At 63.5% G+C, this 20902-nt stretch carries 18 protein-coding genes; 9 read left to right on the top strand and 9 right to left on the bottom strand.

All coding sequences use genetic code 11. The annotated features are described in order from the left end of the window. Nucleotides 1-30 precede the first annotated feature (30 nt). Genes folD through AGI3411_RS11565 form a run of 3 tightly spaced genes read right to left on the bottom strand, consistent with a single transcriptional unit; the run spans nt 31 to nt 3259 of the window. Entirely contained in the window at nt 31-885 is an 855-nt protein-coding gene (gene folD, locus AGI3411_RS11575) for a bifunctional methylenetetrahydrofolate dehydrogenase/methenyltetrahydrofolate cyclohydrolase FolD (protein ID WP_129527521.1), read from the bottom strand. Further along, entirely contained in the window at nt 882-1508 is a 627-nt protein-coding gene (locus AGI3411_RS11570) for a response regulator transcription factor (protein WP_043545730.1), read from the bottom strand. Before AGI3411_RS11570 ends, folD begins: the two co-directional genes overlap by 4 nt. After that, nucleotides 1505-3259, bottom strand: a complete 1755-nt coding sequence (locus tag AGI3411_RS11565; RefSeq protein ID WP_043545732.1) for a PAS domain-containing sensor histidine kinase — start codon at nt 3257-3259, stop codon at nt 1505-1507. The genes AGI3411_RS11570 and AGI3411_RS11565 overlap by 4 nt, the downstream gene beginning before the upstream one ends. A gap of 339 nt (nt 3260-3598) precedes the next feature. Here AGI3411_RS11565 and aceE point away from each other — a divergent pair, with 339 nt between their 5' ends. The 3 genes from aceE to lpdA are packed head-to-tail and all read left to right on the top strand — an operon-like array spanning nt 3599 to nt 9754. After that, the gene (aceE, locus tag AGI3411_RS11560) at nt 3599-6307 is read left to right on the top strand and encodes a pyruvate dehydrogenase (acetyl-transferring), homodimeric type (protein WP_129527520.1); all 2709 of its coding nucleotides are present in this window, start codon (nt 3599-3601) and stop codon (nt 6305-6307) included. A 12-nt stretch (nt 6308-6319) separates the two neighbouring features. Continuing rightward, a complete protein-coding gene (aceF, locus tag AGI3411_RS11555; RefSeq protein WP_129527519.1) occupies nt 6320-7972 on the top strand; it encodes a dihydrolipoyllysine-residue acetyltransferase in 1653 nt (550 codons plus the stop codon). Nucleotides 7973-7984: 12 nt separating this feature from the next. Beyond that, nucleotides 7985-9754: a dihydrolipoyl dehydrogenase gene (gene lpdA / locus AGI3411_RS11550; RefSeq protein ID WP_129527518.1), complete on the top strand. Its 1770-nt coding sequence runs from the start codon at nt 7985-7987 to the stop codon at nt 9752-9754. A gap of 298 nt (nt 9755-10052) precedes the next feature. Here the strand turns inward: lpdA and AGI3411_RS11545 are convergent, their stop codons facing one another. The 6 genes from AGI3411_RS11545 to AGI3411_RS11520 form a co-directional block, all read right to left on the bottom strand. Next, nucleotides 10053-10247: a YjfB family protein gene (locus tag AGI3411_RS11545; RefSeq protein WP_129527517.1), complete on the bottom strand. Its 195-nt coding sequence runs from the start codon at nt 10245-10247 to the stop codon at nt 10053-10055. A gap of 217 nt (nt 10248-10464) precedes the next feature. Next, nucleotides 10465-11016, bottom strand: coding sequence for an REP-associated tyrosine transposase (locus AGI3411_RS11540; protein ID WP_129527516.1), 552 nt, complete (start codon nt 11014-11016; stop codon nt 10465-10467). Nucleotides 11017-11334: 318 nt separating this feature from the next. Then, nucleotides 11335-12105 carry a hypothetical protein gene (locus tag AGI3411_RS11535; protein ID WP_244240328.1) on the bottom strand — a complete coding sequence of 257 codons (771 nt, stop codon included), beginning with the start codon at nt 12103-12105 and terminating at the stop codon, nt 11335-11337. An 82-nt stretch (nt 12106-12187) separates the two neighbouring features. Continuing rightward, nucleotides 12188-13435, bottom strand: coding sequence for a hypothetical protein (locus AGI3411_RS11530; RefSeq protein ID WP_129527514.1), 1248 nt, complete (start codon nt 13433-13435; stop codon nt 12188-12190). Nucleotides 13436-13771: 336 nt separating this feature from the next. After that, nucleotides 13772-15046: a FliC/FljB family flagellin gene (locus AGI3411_RS11525; RefSeq protein WP_129527513.1), complete on the bottom strand. Its 1275-nt coding sequence runs from the start codon at nt 15044-15046 to the stop codon at nt 13772-13774. Nucleotides 15047-15396: 350 nt separating this feature from the next. Continuing rightward, a complete protein-coding gene (locus AGI3411_RS11520; RefSeq protein ID WP_129527512.1) occupies nt 15397-16152 on the bottom strand; it encodes an RNA polymerase sigma factor FliA in 756 nt (251 codons plus the stop codon). A gap of 430 nt (nt 16153-16582) precedes the next feature. Here AGI3411_RS11520 and flhD point away from each other — a divergent pair, with 430 nt between their 5' ends. From flhD to AGI3411_RS11490, 6 genes are all read left to right on the top strand, one after another. Next, nucleotides 16583-16906, top strand: coding sequence for a flagellar transcriptional regulator FlhD (gene flhD / locus AGI3411_RS11515; protein ID WP_006219025.1), 324 nt, complete (start codon nt 16583-16585; stop codon nt 16904-16906). A gap of 33 nt (nt 16907-16939) precedes the next feature. Further along, the gene (gene flhC / locus AGI3411_RS11510) at nt 16940-17521 is read left to right on the top strand and encodes a flagellar transcriptional regulator FlhC (RefSeq protein WP_129527511.1); all 582 of its coding nucleotides are present in this window, start codon (nt 16940-16942) and stop codon (nt 17519-17521) included. Nucleotides 17522-17791: 270 nt separating this feature from the next. Beyond that, complete coding sequence (motA, locus tag AGI3411_RS11505; RefSeq protein WP_129527510.1) at nt 17792-18667, top strand: flagellar motor stator protein MotA; 876 nt, start codon at nt 17792-17794, stop codon at nt 18665-18667. Between the two features lie 11 nt (nt 18668-18678). Beyond that, the gene (motB, locus tag AGI3411_RS11500) at nt 18679-19668 is read left to right on the top strand and encodes a flagellar motor protein MotB (RefSeq protein WP_129527509.1); all 990 of its coding nucleotides are present in this window, start codon (nt 18679-18681) and stop codon (nt 19666-19668) included. Between the two features lie 2 nt (nt 19669-19670). Beyond that, nucleotides 19671-20051, top strand: a complete 381-nt coding sequence (locus AGI3411_RS11495) for a response regulator (protein WP_129527508.1) — start codon at nt 19671-19673, stop codon at nt 20049-20051. A 29-nt stretch (nt 20052-20080) separates the two neighbouring features. Then, a partial coding sequence (locus tag AGI3411_RS11490) for an Hpt domain-containing protein (protein WP_208748065.1) occupies nt 20081-20902 on the top strand: 822 nt, incomplete at its 3' end.

The raw sequence follows: 20902 nt of genomic DNA, 5'->3' as shown, positions 1-20902 counted from the left end.
CCCCGGCGTGTCGGACACAGATCGGCAATTTCAGGAAGCCGCCGCCCGTTCGGCCGCTTCGACGGTATTGACCAGCAGCATGGCGATGGTCATTGGGCCCACGCCGCCCGGAACGGGCGTGATCGCGCCGGCCACTTCCTTGGCCGAGGCGAAGTCCACGTCGCCGCAGAGCTTGCCGTCCGCGCCGCGGTTGATACCCACGTCGATGACGACGGCGCCGGGCTTGATCATCGAACCGTCGATCATGCCGGGCTTGCCCGTGGCGACCACCAGCACGTCGGCGCGGCGGGTCTGCGCAGCCAGGTCGCGCGTCTTGGAATTGCAGATGGTGATGGTGGCGCCCGCCTGCAGCAGCAGCATCGCCATGGGCTTGCCGACGATATTGCTGGCGCCCACGATCACGGCCTCGGCGCCACGCAGCGCCACGCCTTCGGATTCCAGCATCTTCATCATGCCGTAGGGCGTGCAGGGGCGGAACAGCGGCTGGCCGGTCATGAGCAGGCCGGCGTTGCTGATGTGAAAGCCGTCCACGTCCTTCTCGGCCGCGATGGCCTCGATGACCTTGTGGGAGTCCATGTGCTTGGGCAGGGGCAACTGCACCAGGATGCCGTGGATGGACGGGTCCCGGTTGAGTTCGCCGATGCGGGCCAGGAGGTCGGCCTCGGTCATGTCGGCGGGGTACTGCTCCTTCACGGAGTGCAGGCCGGCCTTTTCGCAGGCGGCGACCTTGTTGCGCACGTACACCTGGGAGGCGGGGTCTTCGCCCACCAGCACCACGGCCAGGCCGGGGCGGGTTCCCTTGGCGGCCAGGGCGGCTACGCGCTGCGCGACGTCTTCGCGGATGCGCTGCGACAAGGCGGCGCCGTCAATAATCCTTGCTGTCATGCATGTGCCTCGGGTTTGGCCAAGGCGACTTTCATCAAGTCGGCTACGGTGGTCACTTCAAGTTTTTCCATGATGTTGGCGCGGTGCGCCTCGACGGTCTTGATGCTGATGCCCAGGTCGTCGGCGATCTGCTTGTTCAAGCGGCCGGCGACGATGCGCTCCAGCACCTGTTGCTCGCGCGCGGTCAGGCGCGCCAGCATGGCTTCGTGGTCTTTCTGGGCCTGGTGCTTGCTGACGCGCTGCGTCGCCTGCTCCAGCATGCGCGCCACGATTTCGCGCAGATCCGATTCATTGAACGGCTTTTCCAGGAAATCGACCGCGCCTTTTTTCATCGTCGACACGGCCATCGGCACGTCGCCGTGGCCGGTGATGAACACGATGGGCAGCGGGGCATTGCGGGCGATCAGCTGTTCCTGCAGTTCCAGGCCGCTCATGCCGGGCATGCGGACGTCGGCGATCAGGACGCCGACCTGGCTGGCGTCATAGTCTTCCAGGAAGGATTCGCCGCTGGCATAGGCGCGAACGCGATAACCATTGGCCTCCAATAGCCAGCGCAGCGAATCGCGTACCGCTTCGTCGTCGTCAACAATGAATACCGTGCTCGACAGGTGGGGCGTGTTCATGCGTGCAACTCCTCGGACTGATCGTTCTGGGCCTGCGTCTGGGTCGCAGCGCAGGGCAGGGTAAAGCGGAAAATGGTACCGCCGGCGGGGTTGGGGTCTGCCCACAGGCGGCCGTGATGCGATTCAATAATGGTACGGCAGATATTCAGCCCCATGCCCAGGCCCTGGGTCTTGGTGCTGAAGAAGGGTTCGAACAGGCGTTCGGGTTCGGCGAGGCCGTGGCCGCGGTCGACCACCGCCACCTCGATATGCTGGTCGTGCAGGATCACCGCGACCTTGAGCTCGTCGGACTCGCTCTTTTCCATGGCCTCCAGCCCATTCTTGAGCAGGTTCAGCAGCACCTGTTCGATCAGGATGGGGTCGGCCAGCACGTCCGGCGCGTTCGACGGCACGAAGCTGTCGATGCGGATGCGGCGCTTGCGGGCGTCGATCTCGGCGAAACCGATGGCATTGTCCACGATGCGGCCGATCGCGACGCGCTGGCGGCGGGGCTCGCTGCGCTTCACGAATTCGCGGATGCGGCTGATGATCTTGCCCGCGCGCTCGGCCTGCGACGCGGCCTTTTCCAGGGCGGGCAGCAGCATGTTGGGGCTGGTGTGGCCGGCCTTGACCAGCGCCACGGCGCCCATGCTGTAGTTGGCGATGGCGGTCAGCGGCTGGTTCAGTTCGTGCGCCAGCGACGAGGCCATTTCGCCCATCGTGGTCAGGCGGCTGGTGAGCTGGATCTTCTCCTGCTGCACGCGGGAGGCTTCTTCGTGGACGCGGCGCTCGGTGATGTCGCGTGCCACCTGCATGCGCACGCGGCGGCCGTCGGTCCAGGCCAGCATGCGGTGGTGCACTTCGAACCAGCGCTGCACGGAGGGTGCGAAGACCTCTACGGATTCGTCGGTGAAACGGCCGCGGCGGCCGGCCAGGAGTTCGTCGTGGCCGCCTGTCTGCGCGCCGAACACGCGGCGGTAGGTGCGATTGGCGAACAGCAGCTCGAGGCCGTCGTGGGTGTCGGCGGTAACCGAAATGGCGTCGTCCAGGCCTTCCAGCACCGTCATGAAGCGCTCGTGCGCGGCGGTCAGGGCCTCGCGGATGCGCTTGGGCTCGGTGATGTCGGTCATGGAGGTCATCCAGCCGATCTGGTTGCCATTGGGGTCCAGCAGGGGGGACACGTACATGCGCGCCGTGAAGCGGGAGCCGTCGCGGCGCTGCGCTTCGACTTCCAGGCCGCTGCTGGGCGTCTTGCCGGACATCAGCACGTCCAGCGTGTGCTGGTGCTGTTCGTGGCGGCCCGGCACCCAATAGGGGAAGGGGGGGCTGCGGCCGATCAGGTCGGCCTCGTTCCAGCCGATCATGCGGCAGAACGCCGGATTCACATAGGCGATGCGGCCTTCCATGTCGAGCACGCGCATGCCGGTGGACATGGAGTTTTCCATGGCCCGGCGAAAGCCGGTCTCGGCGATCAGGGCGGCTTCCGCGGACGAGCGGAAGCGCGTGTACCGCCACAGCATCAGCAGGCTGATGACGATCACGCAGGACAGGGCCAGCACCACCCAGATGAGGCGCTGCTGGCGCATTTCCTGGTCGATGGTGACGAACATGACGCTGTCGTCATGGATGCGCTGCAACCAGAAGAACACCGCCATCACGCAGATATAGAGGATCAGCACCATCGCTGGCGTGACCCAGTACACGCCCCGCCGGCGGGTGCGGGCGTGATCGTGGAACGGCGTAGGAATATTGGACTTGGGCGCGCTGGACATGGAATTCGGGCCGGATAGACCGCGCATTTTAGTGCGTGTTGGCAGGGAATTGCCGGGAATCAACACCTCCTTTTGGAGGACATACTAAAAAGTATGAGGCGAAAGCGTTCAGCTTGTGGTCAATTTTCCGCATTATGAAATGCCGTACCGCAACATGAAATTTTCCTTGCGACCGGTTACTCTTCTTTCTTAGAATGCCGGCTGAGCAGACTCTAGCTGGTCTATAGAACACCCAGACCCATGCCTTGCATGGTAGCCCGGATGATCCCGGCTACCATGCAAGGTCCGCGAGTAGATAAATAAGCGGGTGTGGTCACGAACCCCAACAGGAGACACACGATGTCCTCTTTCGCCCAGGCTGGTGCCGTACAGGCTGCCAACGACGAAGACACCCTTGAAACCCAGGAGTGGCTCGAAGCCCTGGCGGCAGTCCTTGATCGTGAAGGACCGCAGCGCGCCCACTATCTGCTCGAACGCCTGATCGACGAAGCGCGCCGTTCCGGCGCCCATATCCCGTTCTCGCCGAACACCGCGTACGTCAATACCATTCCTCCCGGCCTGGAGCCGGCGCATCCGGGCAACCTGGAACTGGAAGCCCGCATCCGTTCGTACGTGCGCTGGAACGCCATGGCCATGGTGGTCAAGGCCAACAAGCACAACCCCGCCGACGGCGGCGACCTGGGCGGCCACATCGCGTCGTTCGCCTCGCTGGCCACCATGATCGGCTGCGGCCAGAACCACTTCTGGCACGCCGAAGACGACACCCACGGCGGTGACCTGGTCTACTTCCAGGGCCACACCTCGCCGGGCATGTACGGGCGCGCCTACCTCGAAGGCCGCCTGAGCGAAGACCAGCTGAACCATTTCCGCCAGGAAGTGGACGGCAAGGGCCTGTCGTCGTACCCGCACCCGAAGCTGATGCCGGACTTCTGGCAGTTCCCGACGGTGTCGATGGGTCTGGGCCCGCTGATGGCGATCTACCAGGCGCGGTTCCTGAAGTACCTGCACGCCCGCGGCATCGCCGACACGAGCAAGCGCAAGGTCTGGGTATTCTGCGGCGACGGCGAAATGGACGAGCCGGAATCGCTGGGCGCGATCGCCCTGGCGGCCCGCGAAAAGCTGGACAACCTGATCTTCGTCATCAACTGCAACCTGCAACGCCTGGACGGCCCGGTGCGCGGCAACGGCAAGATCATCCAGGAACTGGAAGGCGACTTCCGCGGTTCGGGCTGGAACGTGATCAAGCTGATCTGGGGCGGCTACTGGGATCCGCTGCTGGCGCACGACAAGGAAGGCATCCTGCGCCAGATCATGGAAGACACCGTGGACGGCGAATACCAGGCGTACAAGGCCAATGACGGCAAGTTCGTGCGCGAGCACTTCTTCGGCAAGCATCCGAAGCTGCTGGAAGCCGTGTCGCGCATGAGCGACGAGGACATCTGGCGCCTGAACCGCGGCGGCCATGATCCGCACAAGGTGTTCGCGGCGTTCGACGCCGCCTCCAAGCACGAAGGCCAGCCCACCGTGATCCTGGCCAAGACCATCAAGGGCTACGGCATGGGCCACGTCGGCCAGGCCAAGAACCCGACCCACCAGCAGAAGAAGCTGGAGCTGGATTCGATCCGCGAATTCCGCGATCGCTTCGGCATCCCCATCCCGGACGACAAGCTGGCCGACCTGCCGTACTTCAAGCCGGCGGAAGATTCGCCCGAAATGAAGTACCTGCACGAGCGCCGCGCCGCGCTGGGCGGCTATCTGCCGCACCGCCGCCAGAAGGCCGACGAGCAGCTCAAGGCCCCGGCGCTGGACGCCTTCAAGGCCGTGCTCGAGCCCACGGCGGAAGGCCGCGAGATCTCGACGACGCAGGCTTTCGTGCGTGTCCTGAACCAGATCCTGCGCGACAAGGACCTGGGTCCGCGCGTCGTGCCGATCCTGGCCGACGAATCGCGCACCTTCGGCATGGAAGGTCTGTTCCGCCAGATCGGCATCTACGCGCCGGAAGGCCAGAAGTACACGCCGGTCGACAAGGACCAGGTCATGTACTACAAGGAAGCGGCCGACGGCCAGCTCCTGCAGGAAGGCATCAACGAAGCGGGCGCGATGAGTTCCTGGATTGCGGCGGCCACGTCGTACTCCTCGAACAACCGCATCATGATCCCGTTCTTCATCTACTACTCGATGTTCGGGTTCCAGCGTATCGGCGACCTGGCCTGGGCGGCCGGTGACATGCAGGCCCGCGGCTTCCTGCTGGGCGGCACCGCCGGGCGCACCACGCTCAACGGCGAAGGCCTGCAGCACGAAGACGGCCACAGCCACATCCTGGCCTCGACCATCCCGAACTGCGTCTCGTACGATCCGACGTTCGGCCACGAGCTGGCCGTGATCATCCAGCATGGCCTCAAGCGCATGGTGGAAGACCAGGAAAACGTCTACTACTACCTGACGGTGATGAACGAAAACTACCCGCAGCCCGGTCTGACCAAGGGCGACGAGGAAGGCATCATCCGCGGCATGTACAAGCTGAAGTCGCACGGCAAGGGCAAGAACCGCGTCCAGCTGATGGGCTCGGGCACGATCCTGCGCGAAGTCATGGCCGCCCAGGAACTGCTGGAAGCCGATTGGGGCGTGGCCTCGGACCTGTGGAGCGTCACCAGCTTTACCGAACTGCGCCGCAACGGCCTGGATGTCGAGCGCCACAACATGCTGCACCCCGAAGAGAAGAAGCCGCAGGTGGCTTACGTCACGGAGCAGCTGGCCAAGACGGAAGGCCCGATCATCGCGTCGACCGATTACATGAAGCTCTTTGCCGACCAGATCCGTCCGTTCGTGCCCAAGGGCCGCGAATACAAGGTGCTGGGCACCGACGGTTTCGGCCGTTCGGACTTCCGTTCGAAGCTGCGCGAGCACTTCGAAGTTGACCGCCACTTCGTCGTCGTCGCCGCGCTGCGCGCGCTGGCCGACGAAGGCAAGGTGCCGGCCACCAAGGTTGCCGAAGCCATCAAGAAGTACGGCATCAACGTGAACAAAGCCAACCCGCAACACGCCTGAGGGTAAAGAGACATGAGCAACATCGTGCAAATCAAGGTTCCCGACATCGGCGACTTCAAGGAAGTGGAAGTCATCGAAGTGCTGGTGGCGGTGGGCGACACGATCAAGGCCGAGCAGAGCCTGATTACCGTTGAATCCGACAAGGCTTCGATGGAAATCCCGGCTTCGCAGGGTGGCGTGGTGAAGTCCATCAGCATCAAGGTCGGCGACAAGGTCGCCGAGGGCGCCGTCGTGCTGGAAGTGGAAGCTGCCGACGCGGCCGCCGCACCGGCTGCCAAGGAGGCTCCCAAGGCCGCCGCCGAAGCGCCCAAGGCTGCCGCCACAGCAGCGCCGAAGGCTGAAGCCGCGGCGCCCGCGGCCAGCACCGGCCCGGTCGACATCCAGGTGCCGGACATCGGCGACTTCAAGGAAGTTGAAGTCATCGAGGTCATGGTCAAGGTGGGCGACACGATCAAGGCCGAGCAGAGCCTGATCACTGTCGAGTCCGATAAGGCCTCGATGGAGATCCCCGCTTCGCAGGGCGGCGTCGTCAAGGAAGTGAAGGTCAAGATTGGCGACAAGGTTGCCAAGGGCTCCGTCGTGGTCGTCGTCGAGGGTTCGGCCCCCGCCGCCGCGCAGGCTCCCGCGGCCAAGGCCGAAGCAGCCGCTCCCGCTCCGGCCGCCAAGGCCGAGGCTGCTCCGGCTCCCGCCGCGCCTGCGCAGCGTCCGGCGCCGGCCGCCGCGCTCGAAGATGCCGACCTGAAGCCGGGCCAGCTCCCGCACGCTTCGCCGTCGGTGCGCAAGTTCGCGCGCGAACTGGGCGTGAACCTCAGCAAGGTCAAGGGCTCGGGCCCCAAGGATCGCATTACCGCCGACGACGTGCGCGGTTTCGTCAAGCAGGCGCTGGCCGCCGGCCCGGTGGCCGCCGCGGGCGGCTCGGCCGATGGCGCCGCGCTGGGCCTGTTGCCGTGGCCGAAGATCGACTTCACCAAGTTCGGTCCGATCGAAGCCAAGCCGCTGTCGCGCATCAAGAAGATCTCCGGCGCGAACCTGCACCGCAACTGGGTCATGATCCCGCACGTCACCAACAACGACGAAGCGGACATCACGGACCTGGAAGCGCTGCGCGTGACGCTGAACAAGGAAAACGAGAAGTCGGGCATCAAGGTCACGATGCTGGCCTTCCTGATCAAGGCCGTCGTCGCGGCCCTGAAGAAGTTCCCCGAGTTCAACGCCTCGCTGGACGGCGACAACCTGGTGCTCAAGCAGTACTACCACATCGGCTTCGCCGCCGACACGCCCAACGGGCTGGTGGTGCCGGTGATCCGCGATGCCGACAAGAAGGGCATCCTGCAGATCGCCCAGGAAATGACCGACCTGTCCAAGAAGGCCCGCGAAGGCAAGATCTCGCCCGCTGACATGCAGGGCGGCTGCTTCTCGATTTCGTCCCTGGGCGGCATCGGCGGCACCTCGTTCACGCCGATCATCAATGCGCCTGAAGTGGCCATCCTGGGCGTGTCGCGTTCCTCGCACAAGCCCGTGTGGGACGGCAAGCAATTCGTGCCGCGCCTGATCGTGCCGCTGTCGTTGTCCTATGACCACCGCGTCATCGACGGCGCCGCCGCTGCCCGCTTCAACGCCTATCTGGGCGCCTTGCTGGCCGACTTCCGCCGCATCGCGCTGTAAACGGGGAGCCCTATGAGCAATACCGTTCAAATCAAAGTGCCGGACATCGGCGACTTCAAGGAAGTGGAAGTCATCGAGGTGCTGGTTGCCGTGGGCGATACGATCAAGGCCGAACAAAGCCTGATCACGGTCGAGTCCGACAAGGCCTCGATGGAAATCCCAGCCTCGCAAGGCGGCGTGGTGAAGTCCATCAGCGTCAAGGTCGGCGACAAGGTCGCCGAGGGCGCTGTCGTGCTGGAAGTGGAAGCGGCCGCCGATGCGGCCCCCGCGCCGGCTGCCAAGGAAGCGCCCAAGGCTGCGGCTCCGGCCGCGGCGCCTGCTGCCGCAGCGGCCCCGGCCCCTGCCGCATCGAGCTACAAGGGTTCGGCGGATGCCGAGTGCGACGTGCTGGTCCTGGGCGCCGGCCCCGGCGGTTATTCCGCCGCCTTCCGCGCCGCCGACCTGGGCCTGTCCGTGGTCCTGGTCGAACGCTACGACACCCTGGGCGGCGTCTGCCTGAACGTGGGCTGCATTCCGTCCAAGGCGCTGCTGCACAACGCCGCCATCATCGACGAGGCCCGCGAGCTGGTTGCCCACGGCATCAGCTTCGGCGAACCCAAGATCGACCTGGACAAGCTGCGCGGCTACAAGGACAGCGTGGTCGCCAAGCTGACCGGCGGCCTGGCCGGCATGGCCAAGGCTCGCAAGGTCACCGTGGTGCATGGCGTGGGCGAATTCGCCGACCCCAACCACCTGACGGTCAAGGCGGCCGATGGCAAGACCCAGACCATTCGCTTCAAGCAGGCCATCATCGCCGCTGGCAGCCAGTCGGTGAAGCTGCCGTTCCTGCCCCAGGACGATCGCATCGTCGATTCCACCGGCGCCTTGCTGCTGCGTGAAATCCCCAAAAAGATGCTGATCATCGGCGGCGGCATCATCGGCCTGGAAATGGGCACGGTGTACTCGACGCTGGGCGCGCGCCTGGACGTCGTGGAAATGCTGGACGGCCTGATGCAGGGCGCCGACCGCGACCTGGTCAAGGTCTGGCAGAAGAAGAACGCCGGCCGCTTCGACAACATCATGTTGAAGACCAAGACGGTGGGCGCCGAAGCCAAGAAGGACGGCATCTACGTCAGCTTCGAAGGCGAGGGCGCTCCCAAGGAACCCCAGCGCTACGACCTGGTGCTGCAGGCCGTGGGCCGCAGCCCCAACGGCAAGAAGATTGGCGCCGACCGCGCAGGCATCGCCGTGACCGACCGCGGCTTCATCGAGGTCGATCGCCAGATGCGCACCAACGTGCCGCACATCTTCGCCATTGGCGACATCGTCGGTCAGCCCATGCTGGCGCACAAGGCGGTGCATGAAGGCCACGTGGCCGCGGAAGCCGCGGCGGGCCAGAAGTCGTTCTTCGATGCTCGCGTTATTCCGTCGGTGGCCTACACCGATCCGGAAGTGGCGTGGGTCGGCCTGACCGAAGACGAAGCCAAGAAGCAGGGCGTCAAGATCGAGAAGGGCGTGTTCCCCTGGGCCGCCTCCGGCCGCGCCATCGCCAACGGCCGCGACGAGGGCTTCACCAAGCTGATCTTCGACGCGGAAACGCATCGCATCCTGGGCGGCGGCATCGTGGGCACCCACGCCGGCGACCTGATCAGCGAACTGTGCCTGGCCGTGGAAATGGGCGCCGACGTCGTCGACATCGCCAAGACCATCCACCCGCACCCGACCCTGGGCGAATCGGTGGGCATGGCCGCGGAAGTGGCGGAAGGCGTCTGCACGGACCTGCCTCCGATGAAGAAGAAGTAAACGCCAGGCGGCCTGTCGCCTGACGCAAAAAAGCGCCGGCCCCGTTCAGGGACCGGCGCTTTTTTTTGGCCGCCGAATTGCGCGGCACCGACTGCAACGCTTGCGACCAGCAGCAAGCCGAGAAGGTGGCCTGGAGCGCCGCAGTATTCTGGAAGGCGCGTCGCACGCGATCAGGCGCGGGCGTCGATCCGTGATCAGGCGTGGGTGTGTCGATTCGCGATCCGGCGCGTGTGTCTCGATCCGCGATTAGGCGAGGGTGCGTCGACCCGGGATCGGGTGTGGGCGTGTCGCTGCGCGATCAGGCGTGGGTGTCGATCCGCGAACCCAGCGTGGCGTCCACGGCCAGCACGGGCAGTGACTGCATCAGCGTCAGCGCGGTATCCGCCTGCGCGTTCAAGGCCTTCTTCAGCACGCGGGCCTGGATCTCCTGATTGAGATTCACGTCCTGCAAGGCCAGGGCGGTATTGACGGTATTGCTGATCGAAGCATCCATGTTCAGGCATTCCCAATGCGTAAAGCCCGGCACAAACCGGGTCGCAGCATTATTGCGCAGTCTTACGGTTTGATGCAAAGCATTCGTTGCGCAAGCCGCGGCGATGTCGCCGCCTACCCAGTGTCTGACACCCTAAGTGACGCCCTGGCAAGCTGCATCGCTTCCTCCCAGGTGTCAGACACCACGGCGATGCCACGGCCGCCCCAATCAAGCGCTTTCACTCCGCATGCCGGCACCACTCCCCATAAGCCTTCCGCCTGGCCGCCTGATCCGCGCCCATCTCCAGGTACAGAGGATGAAAATCCAGTCTCTCGCCGCAGGCCAGCCCCATCCGCGCCCGGTAGCTGGTCCATGGGTAATCCGAAGCGGAACTGGTCAAACCGGCCCGCACGGGATTCATCTCGATGTAGCGGCAGCACTCAAGCGCATATCGCTCGCTGTCTATGACCCGCGACCTGAAGCGCGTCTCCCACAGGGATCCGCCGGCATCCCGCCGGGCATTCCAGCGCCGCGTCGCCCGCCCTGCCACGCGCTGCATCAGCATCGAGACCGTCCGAGGATCGTCACCCGGCGTCAGCAGCAGATGCACGTGGTTGGGCATCAGGCACCATGCATGAAGCGCCACACCCAGCGCCACGCGGTAGGTCTGCAAATCGCGTAGATACGCGCGATAGTCATCCGGGCCATCGAAAACGACCTGCCGCCGATGACCGCGCTGCACGACATGGTGGGATTGATGCGCGATGAGAATGCGGGGAAGCCTGGCCATGATTGTGCGAGCGTGGTCTGAACATAGGCCACGATAGGCGTTCAGCGCAGTGCGTGGAGGCCGGTAGGGATGTTTTCAGCATCCTTGTGCGCGGGTGTCAGACACCCACTGACATCGCCGTAGCTTGATGTCCGTCTCGTACGGGTGTCAGACACCAGAACAGGCGCACCAAGGCGCCAGCGGCTCCACCCGAGGGGCCCGTCCAGGCGTCTCATCGCGGTGTGTCTGACACCCGTACGAGACGTCATGACATGCTGAAACGGCCATTCCCGGGTGTCTGACACCCAACAGGCCGCCGGTGCGCCCTACGGCCACCACTCAAGGCCGGTGCGGGCATTCCTTGACCATTCCCCATGCCCGATTGGGTTCGCAGTACTGCCGGCGGGCGGCCCAGGCGCAATCCGGCCGCTCGAAAAAGCCCAGTTCCGCGCACAGCGCCAATTCGCCCCTGAGCGCATCCAGCCAGGCCAGTGGGTCCTGCGCCGGAATCTCCGTCATGCGCAAGGTGGAATACGGCGTCGCCGGCGGTTCCAGGGCAAGCGCGGGCGACGCCGGGGCGGCGGCATGCTCGCTCGAATGCATGATTGGAAGGGCAGACGCCGCAGCAGGCACGGGCAACCGCGCCTCGCTTGAAACGGGTTCTGGTTCGGGCTCGGCCCCCCCGTCCGTCCCGGGCTCGATGGAAGGCGCGGGCGCAGGGCTCGCTTCGGGAGCAGGGGCATCGATGCCGCTGTCCGGAAGCGGCTTCAGCGGCACCCGCACCGGCCCTGCCGCCGCGGAGCCGGTACGCGGCGTGTTCGGAGAGTTCCACGACACCACCAGCAGCACCAGCGCGCCGTAGATCGCCAGCGTATAGAGCACGGTCAATGTCGCGTAGCCCACGCGCTTGCCAGTGATTGGCCGCGCCTCGTCGCGGCCCAGCAGGCTGCGCCAGCCCACCAGCGCCGCGCCGGGCGCCGAAATCAGCCACCAGCACAGCCGCCGCAGCAGCCCGGGTTCCTGGACGGGAAGCGCGGCCTGTGCCTGCGCGGCCAGCAATTCGCGCAGGGCGCGGTTTTCTTCACGCAGACGCAAAGTCTGCTCATCCATCGGCGCCTGAGAGTCTGGATCCGTGATGCTGCTGTGCTGCGTAGCGAGTGGATCTGGGGGCGTCGCGGTCATGTTATGAAAACTATAGATACAAAATCGTACGGTGGTAATTATGAGGCAATTGGGTCTCAATTGAAATCGCGAACAGACGCATAAAACCGCCGCATGGCCTTGGTTCGTCTTTTCTCGATCGGGACGAGCCCTCGGCGGGCGGTGCCTTCATCGCCTTTTCCGCCGGCTTGGCGGGACCCGGGGGAGGCAAGATGACCAGGCTGGCCAGTGCGTTGTCGATATACAGGACACAGGTCAGGTTTTCGTTTGTGAACTGGAGGTTCGCATCCACGTAGGGATGGTTGCAGATCAACCTGGCCCGCCCGAACGAGAAGTTCTGATAGCCGCATATCCATCGCGTAGGAGGGGAGTCGCCGGCCGGATGTCGCTTCGAGCTGAGTTTGCAGTGTTTGGGTGCGAATGCATCGGCCACTATTTGTTCGTCCTGCTTGTTCCAGCTGTCAGGCAGTCGATGCAGTTGCGGGCTTGTGGGGTTGCCGACTATGCCTGATGCGACCAAGGTCTGGTGCCGAACCTCCCGCCATGCCGAGTAAGAGATCATGAACATGACGAACGTGGCCATTAGCATCAGCACCGCCAGTTCCGATTTGTTCATGCCTGCGGATCCCATTCGGTTGGCCCATACATAGACCAAGCCGGGACCGAGCGAAACAACGAAAGCGATCAGTAGCGGAAGCGCTGTTTTCCCCCAACCGGGAAGCGGTCCGACAAGAAAGTCCTGAGCCAGAAACCTGATGGTGAGTATCAACGTCGAAAACGCGATCAACCCGCATAAACCGGCGCTAAAACCCACGATCAACGGACTTTTCAACAGGGCGGCGGCCACAGTTCCCGTCGAGCGTGCACGGCCATCATTGCGACGCGGGTAGGCGGCACAAAGCGTACATATCCCGATGAAGACGCCAGCGGCAAGATGTGTTGGCCAGAACATGAAGGCGGAGTAGAAGTTCGGTCTGTGCGCGGAAATGAACCACACGACAACAAGTACTCCGCTGGTTGCGGCCCAGGCGATTGCTACCGCCCTGGGGACGTTTCCCTGCCCATAAGGGGCGACTGCCAGCGCGATGAGCAAGGACGGCAGGACCAAGCACAGCGCCGTGAATGTAAGCATGACCAGACCAAAGAGCAGCACCGTTCCCAGGCTGGCGGCCCCGCCGACCGACAATGGCATTATCTGCAGGAAGTGCAGATCAGCGAGATGAAACCAGATCAGCAATAAGGGCGGGATCAAAGCCAGAGCCGTCAACAGCGGCAACAAGCCAAGCAGGCCAGACCATTTCCACGAGGCGGCTCGCCGAGTATGTGTCGCGCGAAGAAAGCGCCGGTGAGGTAGTGACATCGTAGTGCGGGCACCGGTTGGGCGCGAGCGAGGGGGTATGGGCACGAGAGACTTGCGTCCGCCGGTCGGTCATGGCGCTTGTCGCCGGGCTACCTGCCCTTGGGGCGATGAGCGGATTGAAACTGGATCGATCTGAAAAGACACAAGCCGGCAGGCGCCGGCTTGTGTTGAGCGCCGGGGATATCCCGGCTCCGCGGATCGCAGGGCGGACCGATCAGGCCCGCGCCTGCGCTACCGTCAGGCGTTGCGGCGTGATTAACGCAGCAGCGACAGAACGGTTTGCGGCACTTGGTTGGCTTGCGCCAGAACCGAGGTGCCAGCCTGTTGCAGGATCTGCGCCTTGGTCATGTTCGACACTTCCGTGGCGTAGTCGGCGTCTTCGATGCGCGAACGGGCGGCCGACAGGTTGTTGATCGTGTTGTTCAGGTTAGCAACGGTCGATTCGAAGCGGTTCTGAACGGCGCCCAGGTCGCTGCGCAGATTGTCGACGTCAGAGAGAGCCTGATCAATAGCGGCGAGAGGGTCAATCGTTTCCAGCTTGGTGCTGAGTTCAACACCAACGCTAACATTGCCATCCTTGTCAAACTTGGCTTCGTAGAATTTCCCGGCGGTATCCGTCAAGACATACGAGCGTTTGTCGTCGCCAGTGACTGCGCGAACTTCCAGCCCTGCAGGGGCGCCGGTGGTGGGCAGGGTGAAGGAAACTTCTTCCTTGACCCGAGTGACCGGCGCGGAAGTGTCTACATCGGTAGCGGCAACTTCGTTAGTGCCGCCAGTGGAGTCCCATGCGACCGTCGCATCGCCCGTGCCAGTGGAAACGGTACCGGCGTAGTATTTCCCGTCGTTTGCTTTCACGACGTAGCCACTACCATCCTTCAGCGCGAAAACACCTTCAGCATCCAGCGGAGCGGCGTTCGTATCAGCGGCTGCGGTGATGTTCACTGCCGCGCCCACACGACCCTCGGTCACGGCGGTTGCGCCGACGTTGGTCGCGTCAAAAGGCTTAGTCAACGTCAGGTCGGCCAAACCGAGCGTTTGGGCATCAATTTGCTTGAGGTTGATCGAAATGACTTCATTGTCATTGGCGCCAACCTGAATCTTCAACGTGTCGTTCTTCGCCAGAACCTTTACACCGTTGAATTGCGTTTGTTCAGAGACCCGGGTGATTTCGTCCAGGCGCTGTTGAACTTCCGCTTGAATGGAGGCCAGGTCGCTGTCAGAGTTCGTGCCGGTCGAGGCTTGAACGGTCAGCTGACGAATACGCTGCAGGTTGTTGTTGATTTCGTTCAGCGCGCCTTCGGTCGTCTGGGCGATCGAGATGCCGTCGTTGGCGTTGCGAGCAGCTTGCGTCAGGCCGTTAACGTTGGCGGTGAAGCGGTTGGCGATGGCTTGGCCGGCGGCGTCGTCCTTGGCGCTGTTGATGCGCAGGCCCGAGGACAGGCGCTCGATGGCGGTGCCCAGCGACGATTGCGACTTGTTCAGGTTGTTTTGCGCAACCATCGACAGATAGTTGGTATTGATGACTGCCATGTGAGGCTCCCAAGAGAGAAAGGCTTCTTCAAACTGGGCAGCGAGGCCGCCCATCGGTGTAACGGGAAAAATTCGTTTTCTTGCGTCTTCGAATTGCTCCGTTGCCAGGATTACGGCAGCCTCAAATCAATCTTTAGGGCAATTTTGCGGAAGTCGAAATTTTTGTAGTGTCCGGCCGGCGGCGGATATGAGGGCGGCTTTCGCGGTTTGGCGTCTTTGTCGGGGCGCCTCTGATGCCTCTTATAGAGAGAGGCATCAGAGGCGCTGGTGTCAGACACCCGGGAGCCGTTGCGCAGCTTGACGGTCGGTGCGTGGGGTGTCAGACACGGACGGGAAGTCCATCTATAGGACTAAATCACCTGCGCGATCTGCCCTTCCCGGGGCAGTTCCTGCCAGGCCTGTTCCTTCAGCTTGGCGCGGATGCGGGCCGTGGCCTGGGAGCGCAGCTGGCAGACGCGCGCTTCGGTCACGTTCATGATGGCGCCGATTTCCTTCAGGTTCAGGCCTTGCTCGTAGCACAGCGACAGCAGCAGCTTTTCGCGGTCGGGGAGGGCGTCGATGGCGTGGATCAGCGCCTGGCGGAAGTCGCCGGCCAGGAGGGAGTCCAGCGGATTGCCGTCGGCCGAGCCGTAGCTCAGGGTGGCCGACCAGTCGGCCTGGCCCGTGATGGCGTCGGGTTCGGTCGTGAAATCTTCGTAGTGGACGATCTGCACGCCTTGGGCGTCATGCAGCAGGGTCTGGTATTCGCCCAGAGGGATGTCGAGTTGTTGCGCGATCTCGGCTTCGGAGGGGGCGCGCATCAGGCGCTGCTCCAGGTGCTGGATGGCCTGCTCGATCTTGCGTGCCTTGGCCCGGACGCTGCGCGGCAGCCAGTCCTGGCCGCGCAGCTCGTCCAGCATCGCGCCACGGATACGGGTCGTGGCGTACGTCTCGAATTGGGCGTCGGCGGTTTCCTGGTAACGGCGGACGGCATCGAGCAGGCCGATCATGCCGGCCTGTATCAGGTCGTCGAGTTCTACGCTGGCCGGTAGCCTGGCGAGCAATTGCAGGGCCAGCTTCCGCACTAGCGGGGCATATTCGACCAAGCTGTCTTCTGCGTGGAGCATTGCGGAATGTCGGGCGGGGTCCATCAAGACGCGTTGTCGAATGTTGTCAATTTGCGACATTGTCGACAAACGCGCGGAAGCTAAAGCGGACAGAGTTGAGTGATCGGCAAGGTGCCATTGTGGGCAATGGAATCCGTTTCATTCCCCGAAGAACGCAATGTTTTGATTGCTTGTTTTCCTAATTGACGTAAATTTTGTGAGAAATTTATATGTCAATGTGTATCTAAAAAGGTAACTTGCGCAATATCAACAAAGTTTTGTCATATAAGTCATAGAAAATGACATCACCTGTGGTAAATTTTACTTAAATTGCGAATAAATGATACATTTCGCATTAAAGCAGGGCGTATCTGGACCTTCGGCAACCGTGATTGCCGAACATTTTGCTTATCGAAGCCCCGCGGGCGGGATCGGAACTAGGGAGTTGGGCGTGCAACAAGTCGAAAATTCATTGCTGGCAGACATTCGTGAAGTCAACTTGTCATATTTGTTACTTGCTCAGCGCATGCTCCGCGATGATTACGCCGCATCCATGTTCCGCCTGGGATTCAGCAACGAAGTTGCCGATATCCTGATGCGCCTTTCGCCCGCCCAGCTCGTCAAGCTGGCCAGCTCCAGCTCGCTGCTGTGCCGCTTCCGCTTCGACGACTACAGCCTGCTGTCCGCGCTCACCCACGACGTCCTCGGTGGTGCGCTGCAGCAAGCACATGCAACGATCCTGCTGGCCAAGCAACCTGTCGAAGAATTGGCCTGACGGCCTGATCAATTCCACTCGGAAACACGTGTAATGGCCTCCAAGAGCGTATCCCAGGAAGCGGACGATATTCTGCTAGCCAGTTCCATGATCACGCTGGGAGCCCGGCTGCAGGTGCTGGAAGCTGAAACCAGCCTCAGCCATGACCGCCTCGCGCGCCTGTACCGTGAGATCCGCGGCTGCTCGCCTCCCAAGGGCATGCTGCCTTTCTCGGTTGACTGGTTCATGACCTGGCTGCCGAACATCCATTCGTCGCTCTTCTACAACGTGTATTCGTTCCTGAATACGCGCACGAGCAGCAAGGGCATACGCGCCACGATCGACGCTTACCGCCTCTATCTCGAAAACGCCGGCCTGGATTCCTCGGAATCGGCCGAACCCGTCCTGAGCTTCACGCGGGCTTGGATGCTGGTGCGGTTCTTCGACAGCGGCATGCTGCAACTGTCCGCCTGCCGTCAGTGCGGCGGCCATTTCATTGCCCACGCCCACGATCCCCAGTCGGATTTCGTGTGCGCGATCTGCCGGCCGCCACCCCGCGCGGGCAAGACGCGCGCCGCGGCCAAGGCGCGCGCCAGCACGCGTTCCGCGTCCGTCGCGAACGCCGCCCGGCCCTGACCGGCGGTTTCCAAATACATCAAAAGCCCTGGAAAACTCCCCGTAACCCGCCTTTTTGGGTCGGGGGGAACAGGGGATCATTGACGCCGGTGTTTTGCCGCCGGGCCGCCCCAAGGCAAAAAAAGCCCCCTTGGGGGCAGCAAGCCGAAGGCGCGGCGTGGGGGCATTTCTACCGCCGGGCCGCCCCAAGGCAGAAAAGCCCCCTTGGGGGGCAGCAAGCCGAAGGCGCGGCGTGGGGGCATTCTTAGACTTCGTTGGCAGGGGCCTGATGTGTTGATTGTTATCGGTTTTCTCGTGGTGGCCGTGTCGGTCGTCGGCAGCTTCATCGCGCTGGGCGGCCACCTGGGCGCGCTTTACCAGCCGTTCGAGCTGACGCTGATCTTTGGCGCGGCCTTCGGGGCCTTCCTTGCCAGCAATAGCAAAAAGTCGCTGATGCTGGTGAAGTCGGCGCTGCCCGACGCGCTGAAAAGCTCGCGCTACGGCAAGGACGTGTACATGGAGCTGATGGCGCTTCTGTACGTGCTGCTGAACAAGGCGCGCCGCGAGGGCCTGATGGCGATCGAATCGCACATCGAAGACCCGGAATCCAGCCCGATTTTCAGCGAGTATCCCCGCATCGCCAAAGACGCGAAACTCATGGAGTTCATTACGGACTACCTGCGCATCATGATCAGCGGCAACATGAGCTCGTTCGAAATCGAGACGCTCATGGACGAGGAAATCGAGACCTACCGCCACGAACGCGAAGTCCCCGCGAAGGCGTTGCACCAGATGGCCGACGGCTTGCCGGCATTCGGCATCGTGGCCGCGGTGCTGGGCGTGATCAAGGCGCTTGCCGCCGTGGACCAGCCCCCCGCGATCCTGGGCGACCTGATTTCCAAGGCCATGGTGGGCACCTTCCTGGGCATTCTGCTGGCCTACGGTTTCGTGGGGCCGCTAGCCTCGCGCATCGAGCGCCGCAGCGACGAAGCCATGAAGGTGCTGGAATGCATCAAGACCACGCTGCTTGCCAGCATGAACGGCTATCCGCCCCAGCTGGCGGTGGAATTTGGCCGCAAGGTGCTGTTCTCGGCCGTGCGCCCGACCTTCGGTGAGCTGGAAGAGCACGTCCGGCAAGCCAAGTCGGCCGCCACCGGCAAGGCCTGACGGAGCGGGCCATGAGCACGGTAAACAACCACCGTGTGGTCATTCGCCGCAAGAAGTCCAAGGGCGGCGAGCACCACGGGGGAAGCTGGAAGATCGCCTACGCCGACTTCATCACGGCGATGATGGCGTTCTTCCTGGTCATGTGGCTGATCAGCGTCGTCCCGCGCGAAGAGCTCAAGGGCATCGCGGAGTACTTCCGCATGCCGCTGCGCGTCGCCATCACGGGCGGGCCCAGCAGTTCGGCCGAGACCAGCGCGGTGCCCGGCGGCGGTCAGGATCCGTTGCGCAGCGACGGCGACGTGCGCCGCGGCCAGGGCAACCGGGTCGAGGCCCAGCCCATGGGCGACGCCGAGCGCCGCGAGCAGCATCGCCTGGAAAACCTGAAAAAACGCCTCGAGAACGTCATCGAAACCAGCCCGGTGCTGAAGAGCTTCCGGCCGCAGCTGCTGATCGACCTGACGACCGAAGGCCTGCGCATCCAGATCATCGACAACCAGAACCGCCCGATGTTCGCCACCGGCCGCGCCGAAGTGCAACCCTACATGCGCGACATCCTGCGGGAATTGGGGCCGGTTCTGAATGAGCTGCCCAACAAGGTCAGCATTTCGGGCCACACCGACGCCTCGCAGTATGCGCGCGGCGAGCGCGCCTACAGCAACTGGGAGCTTTCCGCGGACCGCGCGAACGCCTCGCGCCAGGAACTGGTGGCCGGCGGCATGAACGAAAGCAAGGTCATGCGCATCCAGGGGCTGTCTTCCAGCATGAGTCTGGTTAAAGATGATCCGTATGCAGCCGTTAATAGGCGTATCAGCCTCGTGGTGCTCAATCAGAGCACCCAGCGGCGCATCGAAAGCGAGAACGCCGCCGCCGCGGACGTGACCGCCAAGGACGCCCGGGAGGTGGGAACGGCAGTGGACGCGGCCCAGGGGGCGGTCCAGGCCACGACGGCAACCAAACCAGGCGAAGCGGAGAGCAACCCGCCAGCCGAAGGGGTTCGATAGCAATGGCGGCAACGATTCTGGTGGCGGACGACTCGGCGACGATGCGGATGATCGTCCAGGCCACGTTGACAGGCGCGGGATGGACGGTCTTGACGGCCGGCAACGGCCAGGAAGCGCTGGAGATGGCCAAGCGCCACCCGGTGGACCTGGTGGTGAGCGACTGGAACATGCCGGTCATGGGCGGCCTGGAGCTGATCCAGGGGCTGCGCGAAGAAGACCAGTACCTGGACGTGCCGGTGCTGGTGCTGACCACCGAAGACGACGTGGACAGCAAGATGGCAGCCCGGGACCTGGGCGTTTGCGGGTGGCTGTCCAAGCCGGTAGACCCCGATGTGCTGGTCGAATTGGCGTCCGAACTGCTCGACGAGCAGGCCGGCGCGTAAGCAGGTTCATTTATGAAGGCGTACGGGTCATGAGTTCTGGTTTGGACCTCAGTCAGTTTTACGAGACCTTTTTCGACGAGGCGGACGAGCTGCTCGCGCAGATGGAGCAATTGCTGCTTGAGCTGGATGTGGGCGCGCCCGACATCGAACAGCTCAACGCCATCTTCCGTGCGGCCCATTCGATCAAAGGCGGCGCCGCGACGTTCGGCTGCTTTACGCAGCTGGCGGGCACGACCCACCTGCTTGAGAACCTCCTGGATGCGATCCGTCGCGGCGAAATGGCGCTGCGTACGGACATGATTGATATTTTCTTGGAAACGAAAGACGTGCTCAAAAGCCAGCTGGATGCCTACCGGGCCTCCGAAGAGCCCGATGAAGCCGTGTTTGAGCGTATTTGCGCCGTGTTGAGGCAGCTTGCGCTGGAGCATAAGGATCCCGCCGCGGCAACGCCGGCGCCGGTTCCGGCGCCGGCTCCCGCTCCCGCCGTGGCGGCCGCCGCTCCGGCGCCCGCGCCCGTGCAGCCGGCCGCTACGCAGCCCGCCCCGCAAGCGGCTCCCGCGGACGCGGGCAGCGTGCCGCTGCGCGTGCGGATCACCAAGGTGTCCGACAAGGATGCGGCGTCCCTGCTCGAGGAAATGGGCAATCTGGGCACGGTCACGGCCAGTGAACGCGCGGACGGCGCCTTGACCGTCTGGATGGACAGCACCTGCACGCCGGACGATATCGAAGCCGTGTGCTGCTTCATTGTCGATGGCGACCAGTTGAGCATTGCCCGCGAAGCCGCTCCGGCGGCCGCCGCACCGGCCGCGGCGCCCGAACCCGCCGCCGTTGCGGCGTCCGCGCCGGTGCCG

It is taken from the genome of Achromobacter agilis, assembly GCF_900496965.1.
Lineage (GTDB): Bacteria > Pseudomonadota > Gammaproteobacteria > Burkholderiales > Burkholderiaceae_B > Achromobacter > Achromobacter agilis.
Note: the sequence above shows the minus strand (reverse complement) of the source record. Positions and strands in the feature narration are given on the sequence as shown.

Coding starts and splice junctions, on each gene's coding strand:
- aceF (WP_129527519.1), top strand. CDS start 6,320: ATGAGCAACATCGTGCAAATCAAGGTTCCCGACATCGGCGACTTCAAG.
- AGI3411_RS11540 (WP_129527516.1), bottom strand. CDS start 11,016: ATGGCCAGGCTTCCCCGCATTCTCATCGCGCATCAATCCCACCATGTC.
- AGI3411_RS11495 (WP_129527508.1), top strand. CDS start 19,671: ATGGCGGCAACGATTCTGGTGGCGGACGACTCGGCGACGATGCGGATG.
- lpdA (WP_129527518.1), top strand. CDS start 7,985: ATGAGCAATACCGTTCAAATCAAAGTGCCGGACATCGGCGACTTCAAG.
- aceE (WP_129527520.1), top strand. CDS start 3,599: ATGTCCTCTTTCGCCCAGGCTGGTGCCGTACAGGCTGCCAACGACGAA.
- AGI3411_RS11545 (WP_129527517.1), bottom strand. CDS start 10,247: ATGGATGCTTCGATCAGCAATACCGTCAATACCGCCCTGGCCTTGCAG.
- folD (WP_129527521.1), bottom strand. CDS start 885: ATGACAGCAAGGATTATTGACGGCGCCGCCTTGTCGCAGCGCATCCGC.
- AGI3411_RS11520 (WP_129527512.1), bottom strand. CDS start 16,152: ATGCTCCACGCAGAAGACAGCTTGGTCGAATATGCCCCGCTAGTGCGG.
- AGI3411_RS11570 (WP_043545730.1), bottom strand. CDS start 1,508: ATGAACACGCCCCACCTGTCGAGCACGGTATTCATTGTTGACGACGAC.
- AGI3411_RS11525 (WP_129527513.1), bottom strand. CDS start 15,046: ATGGCAGTCATCAATACCAACTATCTGTCGATGGTTGCGCAAAACAAC.
- flhC (WP_129527511.1), top strand. CDS start 16,940: ATGGCCTCCAAGAGCGTATCCCAGGAAGCGGACGATATTCTGCTAGCC.
- AGI3411_RS11565 (WP_043545732.1), bottom strand. CDS start 3,259: ATGTCCAGCGCGCCCAAGTCCAATATTCCTACGCCGTTCCACGATCAC.
- AGI3411_RS11535 (WP_244240328.1), bottom strand. CDS start 12,105: ATGGATGAGCAGACTTTGCGTCTGCGTGAAGAAAACCGCGCCCTGCGC.
- motB (WP_129527509.1), top strand. CDS start 18,679: ATGAGCACGGTAAACAACCACCGTGTGGTCATTCGCCGCAAGAAGTCC.